The sequence below is a fragment of the Moorena sp. SIO4A1 genome (assembly GCF_010672065.1).
In the GTDB taxonomy this organism is placed as follows: Bacteria; Cyanobacteriota; Cyanobacteriia; order Cyanobacteriales; family Coleofasciculaceae; genus Moorena.
In genome coordinates this window covers 411,033-422,842 of the sequence record NZ_JAAHHX010000002.1, presented here as the reverse complement: position 1 = coordinate 422,842, position 11,810 = coordinate 411,033, and the positions used below count along the sequence as shown (strand labels likewise).

The window sequence follows — 11,810 nt, the reverse complement described above, 5'->3', positions numbered from 1 at the left end:
TGATTGCTATGAACAGATAGGTTGAAAGCTGATGGTTTCCGTAAATTAATCCTTCAACGCCCCAACACTTTGATGTGGATGGTAGCGCTGGCATTAACCAGTTAGTCTGAGTCGTAGACTCTCATCGACGATACAGAACTCAATCTGTTTACGGTTATGTCAGTTTCCACTCCCACACGCACTTCATAGACCTGCCTGGCAGTGGTATGTCTGTTGACAATCTCGTGACTTCTAGTCATGAGATTTTTCAGGGTTTCAGTCTATATGTCCTGAAATGCGAAGTTTCAGCTGATAATCAAGTTAATTTATCATACATTGGGTTCGGCTACAAGATCCGCCCGCCAATGTATTAAGATTTATAAAAATTTATCACAAATTTGAAATTAATGTGCAACCTGTGGGACTGGTAACAATAATTTTGCGATCGCGATCGAACAATACAGAGCCTACCTGGATATGGTGCTCACTGTGTTTGCGGATGTAGTCAAAGCAGCGTTGGTCAATGGTTAATGCGATCGCATGATAAACCTGATTGACCCAATCAGTGCCCTGAGTCTGATCCCATTGACGCAGACAATTGAGAGCAGCTTCAGTGGTTTGACTGCCAAATACTTGCCTGATCAGTGGGGTTGGTACTCCTAACTGCGCACAGTGAGCGGTGATAATTTCCAGTCGTCCATCAGCTAGGTGGTGGTGAGTATGAAAAATTCCTCCTGCCAGTTTAATTAACTTACCATGATAGCCAAATAACAAAATTTCTGGCACCTGGCAGTACCCAGCTGCTACCAACAACGGTCCAAGCCAATTAGCTGTTTTTACCAGCCGCTCGGGATTAATCCCCAAGCCTCGCGCCAAATCTAAGCCATTTTCTCCCACACAGAACACTAGTGTTGATGAATGTGAGGAGGATTGCTCTTTTAGCAATTTGCTGGCTTTTGCTTTTAATTCCTCCTGGTAAGCAGCTAATTGACCAGGAGCACTCAGAGGCTGGGAAATGCCAGTAGTTCCTAGTAGGGAAAGTCCTTCTACTACACCAAAGGCAGAATTAGAAGTACGCTGTGCCAACTTCCGCCCTTCCGGCAAGATAATCGTCACCTGAATTTTCTCTGGCGCTACTAGCAGACAACTCAAGTTATGGTGCAATAGTTTCTTAGCGTAAGCATAGATGGCTGGTTTCCCTCCGGCATTGATTTGTCGTCCAATTCCTTCACCCCCTAATAACTGTATCGATTTAGTTTGCTCGGAGGAACCCCATTCTACGACTGCCCAAATCGGGGTATTACGGGTAAGGTCAAGGTTATCACCAGGGTTAGAGTGAGTGATAGCTAGCGCTACCCCTTCTCGAATCCTAGCCACTTGCTCAATGGGAATGTCTACGGTTTCAGGAGGGTTAATTAAGTCCACTGACACCGTTTCCACAGGTTGGTCGTTGCGTAACTTATGGAGGGCGGCTATTGCTGAGGCACAGGCGAATACGGGTAAGGTATATCCAGATTTAGGTAGGGAGGTGGTCATGTAACCAGGTAAAATTTGCGATCGCTTAGTTCTTCATTGTCTAATTGGTAATTGGTAATTGGTAATTTGTAGTTACCGATTACCAATTACCAAAAATCCCCAAACTAGTTGATAAGTGATTAACTTTATTTGTATTATATAGTGTTTAACCTACTTATTATGTAATGTTAATAAAATCTACATTAGCGGTAGTTTTTTTTTATAAATAAGAGGCAAAAATCTATTTAATTTGCTGTCTGTTGAGATTTGTTTATCCCTATAATATCCAGTGTGATATTAATTTGTTTCTGCTTACATTCACTATCGGCAAGGTATTATTCCAGGTAAATATTGATTTATTATAAATTTTTTAATTATTTTTTTTAGTAACAATTTTAAACTAACAATACTAATCCGTGTAGGAATTGTGATAATTTTTGATGCCCTATTCCCTACTCCCTACTCCCTACTCCCTACTCCCTACTCCCTACTCCCTACTCCCTGCTCCCTGTTCCCTTTGCTATAATATTTCCAAGGGTTTGATATAAGGCTTGAGTATGTATCCAACCTACAAAACCACTGTAGAGACAGTCTCCTTCAGGGCTAGCCACAAATACATGGTGTATTAGTAAAGGATTCTGCCAAGTCCGAATGGAAATGCCATTTTTAAATGTTATATAAGTTTTGGCTCGCTTAAAATTTCGACCATGACCATCAGTCATACCTGGGACTGAGTGTAATTGTCGAATTAAGCTAGTAATAAAGTCTCCTGGTGGAGGAGATTGTGTGATAACTGGATTCGCCCAAAATTTCTGGATTTCTGCTGCGACTAACGGATGATTTTTGAGAGCAGCATGACGCAGATTAGGTAAACAAACGAATTGACTAGGAGAAAACTTGGTTGTCTCTATTGTTATCGTGCCGTCGCTACCATGATCACTATCACCAGCTATTACTAATGTGGGAATCACTGCGCCAATGGACTCTGCTAGTTGTCGGCGGTTGATACCTAAATCCTTTGCGATACCAATACCAATGCCAAAGGGGTCTATAATTCTAGCTAGATCTGCACCACCAATAGGAGAACCAATCAACACTAAGGATTCTACTTGTGACCACCAGTCTCGGTGACGGCTGAGGAGTTCTAGCCAAATTAAGCCACCCATGGAATGACCAATAATTCGGATTGGTGTTTGGGGATAAGTGACAATGGTATCTAAGACGATGTGTTCGAGTTGGTTGATTAGGGGTTCTATCCAGAGCCAAGTTTTGAACCAACCGAGATCGGGAGTAATGATGGCAGTGCGGGATGTGGCTAAGGATTGGGCAAGGCTTGCCATCGCTTTAGAGTTATCCGCCCATCCGTGTTGTGCGTATAGAAGAAAATCTGGTTTGTCGGTCATTTCCCCTAAATCTAGGATACTGGTAGTTTCTTCTCGATTTTAGGTACGGGAGGACACCATGAGTAAGCAATTGTGACAATCCCTTGAGGGTCACATAATAGGCTTTGCAAGAAAAGGAATGCACCCTAACCGTTGCAGTATCACTGGATTCTTGGGAAGAGATGCTGCATAGCATTAGCTACAAGGGCTAAGAGACAGATTCCGGAATACGTATAACCTATTACCAAAACCCTTTGAAACCCCATCCTCCCAGCAATTATGAATACTGTAGACTATCTCCGGATTAGCTTGATTGACCGCTGCAACTTCCGTTGTCAGTACTGTATGCCTCAAGGAGCAGAACTTGACTATATCCTACGGCAAGAATTACTCACTGATCAAGAACTGCTGACTCTGCTCAAGGAGGTGTTTATCCCGGTAGGATTTAGAAAGTTTCGCCTCACCGGAGGTGAACCCCTATTGCGTCCAGGTGTAGTGGAGTTAGTTAGAGCGATCGCATCTTTACCCGAAACACAAGATTTAGCCATGACTACCAATGCCTTTTTACTGGCTGGTATGGCAAAGGAACTCTACCAGGCGGGTTTACGGCGGATTAATATTAGTCTGGACTCCCTCAATCGAGAGACATTTCACAAAATTATTGGCAATCGGGGACGTTCGCGCTGGGAACAGACTTGGGAAGGGATAAAAGCTGCCCATCAGGTTGGATTTGACCCGTTAAAGCTGAATGTGGTGGTAATTCCAGGAGTTAATGACCAGGAAGTGCTGGATTTAGCTGCTCTAACCATTGACCGCTCCTGGCACGTTCGATTTATCGAGTTTATGCCCATCGGGAACTCCCAGCTATTTGGTGAGCGGGCGTGGGTACCTTCGGAAGAATTACGGCAACGGATTCGTGAACGCTGGGGTTTGATAGAATCAAGTGTCCGGGGTAATGGCCCAGCTGATGTGTTCCAGATTTCTGGTGCCAAGGGCACCCTGGGATTTATTAGTCAGATGTCAGAATGTTTTTGCGATCGCTGCAATCGGATGCGTCTATCTGCTGATGGTTGGCTGCGTCCCTGCCTACTTAATGAACAAGGTCAAGTTGACTTAAAAACTGCTCTACGCAGCGGCGTTGATACCGCTGACTTAAGAGAGCAGGTCAGACAGTTGCTGATGATTAAACCAGAAATCAATTTCAAGGAGAGAGACTCTGGTACCGATGGTTTATATACAAGGACGATGTCACAAATTGGCGGATAGTTTTTTAGGTTACAGGTTAGTCAGGTTGAACGCGATCGCGTTCAACCTGTTAACTTTCAACCCGGGTTAGACTTTCCTGGAGTAGTACTCAACCACCAGTAGCTCGTTAATTTGTAATGCTACCCATTCCCGATCAATAATCCCATTCACCTTCCCAGTGAAGGTGTTCTTATCAAACTCTAAATGGCTAGGAAGGTTTGCTAAGCCAGGAAATTCCAAGTTGCGTTCTACTAGACGGCGGGATTGATCACGGTTTCTAACCGCAATCACATCCCCAGGGCGACACTGATAGCTAGCAATATTAACTACTTGACCATTTACAGTAACATGACCGTGATTCACGAGCTGACGAGCAGCTGGGATGGTACCTCCCATACCCATGCGGAAGACTGTGTTATCCAGTCGCATTTCTAGCAGTTGCAGCAAAGCTTGTCCAGTGGAACCGGTGGCTCGACGAGCTTTACGGACATAGCGAATTAACTGCTTTTCAGTCACTCCGTAGTTATAGCGGAGTTTCTGCTTTTCTTCGAGACGGATCGCATATTCTGAGCGTTTCCTACGGTTTTGACCATGTTGACCTGGGGGATAGGCACGGCGGGGTGTTTTACGACTTAAGCCGGGCAAATCACCCAGGCGGCGAACCACCCGCAGACGCGGGCCTCTATATCGAGCCATATAAGTTCCTCTGTACTATATTGTGTACTATCTTTACTAAAGATTTCCCAAAACTATTATCATACAATTTATTAGGGCAGTGGGGATAAGGAAATTGCCATGGGGAAAATTTCCAGCAGGTGTTAGGTCAATAGCCCTATCTACGGAAATTTCTATACTGCAAACCACCTTAGTGCTATATAACGGGATTAGCGCTACCCAACCCATACGCGATCGCTTCACGAAAGAAGGCGGGGTAAAGGCTTTGACGCAACTACCCTAAATAATCACTTCTAGGTTTATATCATGTCCGGATAATTAGTGATAAAAAACCATCTCCGATTAAACCTTATTCCTTTACTTCTGCCAAATGGCTTCGATTGGGCACAAGCGTGTAAGTATTCAACCGGACATGATTTTACTGACCCAGGACGTAATTAAAAATCAGCGGAGCTACAATTGATGCATCCGATTCAATCACGTAACTAGGGGTGTCCGTATCAAGTTTGCCCCAACTAATCTTTTCACTAGGTAGTGCGCCACTGTAGGAACCGTATGAGGTGGTACAATCGCTAATTTGGGCGAAGTAACTCCACAACTTACAGTCTTCCTTGAGATCCTGGTGGATCAGTGGCACAACGCAGATGGGAAAATCTCCAGCAATGCCACCCCCAATTTGAAAGAATCCCATGGAAAAATCTCTGGTATTTTCCTTATACCAATTAACAAGAAATACCATCAGCTCAAGACCGCTCCGCACAACATTCAAGCGACTGATATTTCCTTTAATAACTTCAGAAACCAAGAAATTTCCCAGAGTTGAATCCTCCCATCCAGGAACAAAAATAGGAATTTGTTTCTGCCATGCTGCCATCACCCATGAGTCACGAGGATCAATTTCATAATAGTCTTTAAGCTCTTGACTTTCAATAAGTTTATAAATGAACTCGTATGGGAAAAAGCTTTGGCCAGATTGATCAGCTGCTTTCCACAGTTTCAGCAGATGCCGTTCAATTTTCCTCATCGCTTCTTCTTCAGGAATACAGGTATCAGTAACTCGATTCATACCGGACTCAAAAAGAGCCTTTTCCTCTTCTGGTTTCAGTGAACGATAATCCGGTAATCTCTTATATTTAGCGTGGGCAACCAGATTGAATATATCCTCTTCAAGATTGGCTCCGGTACAGCAAATGGCATGTACCTTGTCTTGGCGAATCATTTCAGCCAGAGAGATACCGAGCTCTGCTGTACTCATGGCACCAGCCATAGTCAGAAACATTTTATTACCAGATTCCAGGTGTTTCACCCATCCTTCAGCCGCCTGAACACACACGGCTGCATTAAAGTGTCGAAAATTTCTGTTCATGAACTCTCGAATCATCGTTTTTCCTCCAATAGTGGGTATTACAGTTGAGTACTTTACAGAACTATAGATAAACGTTCTAGAAACAGCAGAATCACCCATTGAGCAAATGGGAAAAAACCGGAAGCAGCAGTTAGTTAAGAGCCTTGATGAAAAACTGGCGACTGCCAACTTGAACTCTCCCTCAGCTAAAGCAAGAAGGAAACAAGCTACGATATCAAGTCTTCATATAATTGAAAACATCGTACCGTTCGCTCCGGAGCAAAACTCCAAGGCTGACTTTGATTAGACTTAAGCCTTGATGTAGTGCCTGATGGGGAGCCAGCTAGGTTTTTTTTTCAGCACCAAACACTGCTAGAAAATCCTTATCTAGTCAACTAGCTTTTGAGGTGTATGATTCCTCGTCACAAATTTAGTAGACAAGGGGAATCACGCCCCTAACTTGTTTTTATCCCCGCCGCTTGTACACAAGGGGTTTCAACTGGGTTTGAGATCAAGAAATCCCTGATCACCAGCAACGCTTCTCGATTTGGTGTTGTTTTTAACAATTATCACGAATTCCTATGATATATCAATCTGGTAACACCTGTCTTGAAGGTTACTGGTGGAACGGACAGGGAAATAAGTGACCTCCCTCATCTGGCGTTGCTCCCGTTGTGGGATTATTGAAGGGAATGGACAGCCAGTAAGTGTTTTGCTATGGTTAGTCTTAAATCTAGAATAGCATCGGCTGTTGATTTGAGGCACTGATGGCCTGTTCACCGATTACTTTTATCTGAGTCCTGATACGATTTACGCCATGACAGACTTGATTAGTGAAATTTTAAGTAAAGTAGGGTCAGTTGCTCCTCAAGTACCGCCATACTTTGAGTCCCTAGAGACCTACGCTGTTAAGAAAGTTTCCGATGCTGACACCATTGATGTGATTGATGGCTCCGGAGAAGAGATTACAGTGCGCTTCGTTTACATTGATGCACCAGAAACTCCTAAGGGGTGGGGTTACAAAAAACTTGAGGATAAAAATCAGGACAATGCCCTCTATCAAAGTCAATTTAAGTGGGGCAACGAAGGTAAAGACTGGGTCAAACAGTTGGTAGAAGAAAATGGTAATAAAGTTAAATTGAGAATTACCGACATCGACACTCGCTACAATCGTAGGATTGGCGAAGTTTACTTATTGGATGGCACATTTCTTCAGCATAGTTTAGTCAAAGAAGGATTAGCACTGATTTATTACGATTATTTTAGTAAGTGCCCTCGTGAGATGGCTATCTCTCTTCTGTTGGCAGAGGCAGATGCGGAACGCCAAGGAAAAGGGTTATGGCAAGAACCGAAGTCAGGATTTATCGAGCCTTGGTTGTTTCGTCCCCTTAAGAAAAAGCAAAAAGCCCTGCTTGAAGACCCAGATGCAGATCAGCAGCTGGCAGAAAAAATTCAAACCCTCTATGAAGACCTAGAAGCTGGCAAGATCACTAAAGATCAGTTTGAGGATAGGTTTAAGGAGACGCTGAAGTAAGATAGCAGTTCTCAATTGGTTGAGGTAATTTTGTTCTGGGTTTTAGGGAGTAGGGAGTAGGGAGTAGGGAGTAGGGTTAAGAACATTGAATGTAGGTGATCTAGCCATTTGCCTATAAGTTAATTAATAAAATTGGACAAAAAAGATACAGTCCACTTATATATTTGCAATAATCAATACTTATGTTGAATGCCAACTGCTCTATTCCCTATTCCCTATTCCCTATTCCCTATTCCCTATTCCCTATTCCCTATTCCCTATTCCCTATTCCGAAGTTCTCTAAAAACTTTTATATCCAAAAGATTAGCCTAATTAAGGGCAAAAAAAGGATTAACTTAGAAACCGCTACAGGGGTGCATGTCAGTTTTGTTAATCCCTGATTCAGATCCCCCGTTTCCCTTAATAAGGGGGACTTTTCAATCTAATTCCCCCCTTTTTTAAGGGGGGTTAGGGGGGATCTATGTACCTAATTACAAAGTTGACATGCTCCCCCGCTCCAGCTCCAGATTTAGTAGTATAAATTGATATTACCAGTAGTTCTATGAACCGTTTTGCTGTGTATGCAGAGTTAGGGGTTTCAGAAGTTTGGCGTTATGATGGTGAATCTTTTGAGATTTATCAGTTACGATATCGAGAATATAGTCTTTGTCAATAAAGTTTGGCTTTTCCTGGTTTACCTATAGGGTAAATTGAGGTATTTTTAGCAGAGGTGGACACCAAAGATTATTTGCAGTTGGTAGCATAATTTCGGAGTTGGGTGAGGAAGCGTTAAACTCGTCTAAATTCTCAACATCCCCTTTGATATCAGAAGATGTTGAAGAAAGTTTCTAAAGCATTAGATTGCAGAGTCTAAGCAACCGTCCCAGTAATAGAGTATTGTCCTAAGCTGCCGTAATCACTATATCCGGTAACTAAGTTTCCTTGGCCAGTACCATCAATGCTTAGATAATACTGTCCTGGATAGAGGTTAAGATTAAAGCTAGCGGACAGAGAACCGATGGGATTAGAAGAGCTAATCAGTTGACCGGAAGCATTATATAGCCTAGCCAGAATGTCTAAATTAGGTCCTCGCTCAAAAGGCTGAATATCTAGGGCTATGTTGCCCGTTGTTGAATTGAACGTGAACCAGTCAATGTCGTTATTTTGTTCAATAATGCCATAAGTTTCCACCTGACCATCATTGAAAGATAGCGCTGCTGCACCGATGAGACTGTTACTATAATCGTCCAGGCGATAGCCAAAACCATTTTGCCCAGTGATGATGTCTAGGTCATCTTCTTGGTTGCTGGCACCGATATACTCACCCTTGCTCCATTGAGTTAGATTTCTATCGTTGCCCTCTCCCATAATAGGAGCCCACCCTGTTTCGACACTGCCATTGCCATGACCATTGTAGTACTCGTTGGTTAAATTACCGTCATGTGTAAGACCCAAGGTATGAGCTACCTCATGGCTAATAGTTTCAGCCACCGCTTTCTCACTGCCTCCAGCGCGATTCTCTGAAAAAACAAAGGTGGGGGTATCACTGTTCCAGTTGAATGAATTAATATAACCCACACCACCGGTACCTTCTTGAAACCAGGAACCATCTCCCCCAATCACAACGCGAATGCCCCATTGGGAATCACTATTACTAGTTTTTTTGAGTTGGTCATCGGACGGTTGGGCAGTAGTCACATTGACATTAAAGGGACTAAAGTCTTCGGCCACCCGTTGCCAAATGCGCCAAATGGTCTCTGTTTCAGCAGTGGAAAAATTTGAAGTATCCCCATCCGTGTCATAGGCAGGGGTCACAATGGAATTCCCGAAGTTCTGGTTCCATGGGGTATTTGTGGTAGTATGACCATCAAAGTCAAGGTAAATAACGTGGTCTGCGTCTGGATTGCTGTTGAGGGAAAAGACTTGGTTCGGGCTCAAGGGCTGATAGGTATTTGGTTTAGTAGTTGCAGTAATTCCAGTAGTGGTAGTACTTTCAGGTAACTCTAAATCATCGGAAACAATGCCATTGCTACCAGAAGCGTAGGGTCTGACCTGGGCAAAGTAAGTCCCACTGCTAGCACTGTAGTTGATCACATCGTTAGCATTGCTACCCTGTAAAAAGCTAGCCACCTTTTGCTTGCCAAAGTCCAAGATGCCATTATTCTTAGTGTTCCGGTAGAGTCTGAAGTTAGCATTATCACCAGCACTAATATTGTATAGATTGAGTTTAATTTGACCGTTGTTTGAGACCCTAAACTTAAACACATCAGTGCGGTCTAAGAGCCTAAACTCCCCATTGCGGCTGATGAAATTCCTGGTGAAAGTGCCTAAATCCGCGAAAGTAACCATGATTCACTCCTGACTTTTTTTCTCTGTGAAAAGAAATATAAATTAGCCTAAAAACTTGATTTTTTTGAGCTTTACTACATCTACAGCGTAATAAAAAACACCTAAGTTTTGTAATATTTGTAAGCAAAGTTTATCAGCTCTTAATTTTAAACGAAATTCGCTTAATTATCACAGTTCTCAGAGCTGATTGGTAAACGAAGCTATAACCATGGCGCTGCAAGGCTTTCAAGAATTCGGCCTCGGTTTAGCCCTGTTCCCTGAAATCCATATCTGTCAAGGGATTTGAGCTCTTTATAGTTACTTTATAAAGTAGCTCTTATCATCCCCTATTTCAAAGAGTTTTAACTCAGAATTATTACTTTTAAATTGTTCAATCAAAGTAGATCCTTGAGTTTCAGTAAGTTCATGTAGGGTGGGCAGTGCACCAGACAGATCAGATCAGCTGTTAATAGGCTTGATAGGCACTGCCCACCTAGGATTAATAACGTTGAAGGTTGAACGCGAACGCGTGGCCGAAAGGCCAAGGTTGAACTTTCAACTTTTAACTTTCAACTTTTAACTTTCAACTTTCAACTTTCAACTTTCAACTTTCAACTTTCAACAAACCTTTAAACTGCCATGCCCCTTTCCACAGCGGGTCGCTGCTGCATTGTCTCGACCCAAAGTTTGAGGTGGGGATGGTTATCTAGGGTGACTCCCAAATACTCATAGGCAGCTACCCAAGGATAGGTAGCTATGTCGGCAATGGAGTAATCTCCAACAATGAATTCCTGTTTTGCTAATTGCTGATCTAAGACACCAAACAGACGTAGGGTTTCTTTTTCATAGCGATCAATAGCATAGGGAATCTGTTCTGGGGCAAAGCGTCGGAAGTGACTCAGTTGACCAAACATTGGTCCAACGCTTGCCATCTGGAACATCAACCATTCAATCACTTGTATTCTTGCTGCTGTATCAGTTGGCAACAACTTGTCTGTCTTCTCTGCTAAATAAATTAGGATTGCTCCTGACTCGAAAACTTTGATACCAGTATCCTGGTCAAGGATAGCAGGAATTTTACTATTGGGATTGATTGCTACATATTCGGGAGTAAACTGTTCTCCCTTGGTTATGTCAATTTTGTGAACGGTGTAGGGAAGTCCTACTTCTTCGAGCATGATAGCAGGTTTCCGTCCGTTAGGTGTGGAAAAGGTATATAGCTCAATCATGATTATTTTCTATCAATTTATCCCTGAATTTATCTAAGTGCTTGCCACAAATTTTGACTCCCTAAAGGTAATGGGTAATGGACAATTAGCTATTACCTTTAAACTATTAACCATTACCCATTATCCGATAATCCTATGTTACCTCCTTAAACAGAAATGAGATTAGTTAGGGCATTAATTTTGTCAACCAGAGTCGCTTTACGCACAAGACCTTCAAACCGTTCAACTACTTTACCTTGGTTGAAGAACAATAGGGAAGGAATTGCTTCAATGTGATACTGGCTGGCTAGTTGTTCGTAGTCATCAACATTTAATTTGCCTACTTTGACAACTCCATCAAATTCTGTGGCTAATTCAGTGACGATTGGATTCATTACCCGACAAGGACCACACCATGGTGCCCAAAAATCTACTATGACTGGAATGGAGCTGTTGAGCACTTCGGTTTCAAAGTTATCGTAATTTAGGGTAATATATTTGGCTGTTTCTGACATAGTTCAATTTCTCCTAAACTAGGAATGATTGTTGACTGTTGACTGAAATATTGATGAATTCAGCATTATTGATTTGCTGTATGAAGACAGGCTGGCACTAAGTAG

Annotated in this window: 12 protein-coding genes; 4 read left to right on the top strand and 8 right to left on the bottom strand. The window is 42.7% G+C overall.

The features are described from left to right. Positions 1-101: 101 nt before the first annotated feature. From F6K53_RS02905 to F6K53_RS02895, 3 genes are all read right to left on the bottom strand, one after another. Positions 102-239 carry a hypothetical protein gene (locus tag F6K53_RS02905; RefSeq protein WP_293017907.1) on the bottom strand — a complete coding sequence of 46 codons (138 nt, stop codon included), beginning with the start codon at positions 237-239 and terminating at the stop codon, positions 102-104. Positions 240-369: 130 nt separating this feature from the next. Continuing rightward, a complete protein-coding gene (cbiD, locus tag F6K53_RS02900) occupies positions 370-1,515 on the bottom strand; it encodes a cobalt-precorrin-5B (C(1))-methyltransferase CbiD (RefSeq protein ID WP_293017906.1) in 1,146 nt (381 codons plus the stop codon). A 473-nt stretch (positions 1,516-1,988) separates the two neighbouring features. Then, positions 1,989-2,897, bottom strand: a complete 909-nt coding sequence (locus F6K53_RS02895; protein ID WP_293017905.1) for an alpha/beta hydrolase — start codon at positions 2,895-2,897, stop codon at positions 1,989-1,991. A 258-nt stretch (positions 2,898-3,155) separates the two neighbouring features. On the opposite strand from F6K53_RS02895, the gene moaA reads away from it, so the two are divergent. After that, entirely contained in the window at positions 3,156-4,142 is a 987-nt protein-coding gene (gene moaA / locus F6K53_RS02890) for a GTP 3',8-cyclase MoaA (RefSeq protein ID WP_293065949.1), read from the top strand. 66 nt (positions 4,143-4,208) lie between these two features. Here the strand turns inward: moaA and rpsD are convergent, their stop codons facing one another. Next, on the bottom strand, positions 4,209-4,817 hold the full coding sequence (gene rpsD, locus F6K53_RS02885) for a 30S ribosomal protein S4 (protein ID WP_293017903.1): 609 nt from the start codon (positions 4,815-4,817) through the stop codon (positions 4,209-4,211). Positions 4,818-4,896: 79 nt separating this feature from the next. Here rpsD and F6K53_RS02880 point away from each other — a divergent pair, with 79 nt between their 5' ends. Further along, positions 4,897-5,079, top strand: coding sequence for a hypothetical protein (locus F6K53_RS02880; protein WP_293017902.1), 183 nt, complete (start codon positions 4,897-4,899; stop codon positions 5,077-5,079). 135 nt (positions 5,080-5,214) lie between these two features. Here the strand turns inward: F6K53_RS02880 and F6K53_RS02875 are convergent, their stop codons facing one another. Beyond that, on the bottom strand, positions 5,215-6,177 hold the full coding sequence (locus F6K53_RS02875) for a deoxyhypusine synthase family protein (protein ID WP_293065946.1): 963 nt from the start codon (positions 6,175-6,177) through the stop codon (positions 5,215-5,217). Positions 6,178-6,958: 781 nt separating this feature from the next. On the opposite strand from F6K53_RS02875, the gene F6K53_RS02870 reads away from it, so the two are divergent. Together F6K53_RS02870 and F6K53_RS02865 are read left to right on the top strand one after the other, a co-directional pair. Next, positions 6,959-7,675, top strand: coding sequence for a thermonuclease family protein (locus tag F6K53_RS02870; RefSeq protein ID WP_293065944.1), 717 nt, complete (start codon positions 6,959-6,961; stop codon positions 7,673-7,675). Between the two features lie 182 nt (positions 7,676-7,857). Further along, complete coding sequence (locus tag F6K53_RS02865) at positions 7,858-8,055, top strand: hypothetical protein (RefSeq protein WP_293065941.1); 198 nt, start codon at positions 7,858-7,860, stop codon at positions 8,053-8,055. Between the two features lie 469 nt (positions 8,056-8,524). Here F6K53_RS02865 and F6K53_RS02860 read toward each other — a convergent pair whose 3' ends face one another. From F6K53_RS02860 to trxA, 3 genes are all read right to left on the bottom strand, one after another. Continuing rightward, positions 8,525-10,003 carry a hypothetical protein gene (locus tag F6K53_RS02860; RefSeq protein WP_293065939.1) on the bottom strand — a complete coding sequence of 493 codons (1,479 nt, stop codon included), beginning with the start codon at positions 10,001-10,003 and terminating at the stop codon, positions 8,525-8,527. A 608-nt stretch (positions 10,004-10,611) separates the two neighbouring features. Beyond that, positions 10,612-11,211 carry a glutathione S-transferase N-terminal domain-containing protein gene (locus F6K53_RS02855; RefSeq protein WP_293065936.1) on the bottom strand — a complete coding sequence of 200 codons (600 nt, stop codon included), beginning with the start codon at positions 11,209-11,211 and terminating at the stop codon, positions 10,612-10,614. Between the two features lie 146 nt (positions 11,212-11,357). Next, positions 11,358-11,705: a thioredoxin gene (trxA, locus tag F6K53_RS02850; RefSeq protein ID WP_293079831.1), complete on the bottom strand. Its 348-nt coding sequence runs from the start codon at positions 11,703-11,705 to the stop codon at positions 11,358-11,360. Positions 11,706-11,810 lie beyond the last annotated feature (105 nt).

Bases quoted from the DNA above. Each gene is read 5' to 3' on its own strand.
- F6K53_RS02860 (WP_293065939.1), bottom strand. From the start codon at position 10,003: ATGGTTACTTTCGCGGATTTAGGCACTTTCACCAGGAATTTCATCAGC.
- F6K53_RS02865 (WP_293065941.1), top strand. From the start codon at position 7,858: ATGTTGAATGCCAACTGCTCTATTCCCTATTCCCTATTCCCTATTCCC.
- F6K53_RS02855 (WP_293065936.1), bottom strand. From the start codon at position 11,211: ATGATTGAGCTATATACCTTTTCCACACCTAACGGACGGAAACCTGCT.
- moaA (WP_293065949.1), top strand. From the start codon at position 3,156: ATGAATACTGTAGACTATCTCCGGATTAGCTTGATTGACCGCTGCAAC.
- trxA (WP_293079831.1), bottom strand. From the start codon at position 11,705: ATGTCAGAAACAGCCAAATATATTACCCTAAATTACGATAACTTTGAA.
- F6K53_RS02895 (WP_293017905.1), bottom strand. From the start codon at position 2,897: ATGACCGACAAACCAGATTTTCTTCTATACGCACAACACGGATGGGCG.
- F6K53_RS02875 (WP_293065946.1), bottom strand. From the start codon at position 6,177: ATGATTCGAGAGTTCATGAACAGAAATTTTCGACACTTTAATGCAGCC.
- cbiD (WP_293017906.1), bottom strand. From the start codon at position 1,515: ATGACCACCTCCCTACCTAAATCTGGATATACCTTACCCGTATTCGCC.
- F6K53_RS02905 (WP_293017907.1), bottom strand. From the start codon at position 239: ATGACTAGAAGTCACGAGATTGTCAACAGACATACCACTGCCAGGCAG.
- F6K53_RS02870 (WP_293065944.1), top strand. From the start codon at position 6,959: ATGACAGACTTGATTAGTGAAATTTTAAGTAAAGTAGGGTCAGTTGCT.
- rpsD (WP_293017903.1), bottom strand. From the start codon at position 4,817: ATGGCTCGATATAGAGGCCCGCGTCTGCGGGTGGTTCGCCGCCTGGGT.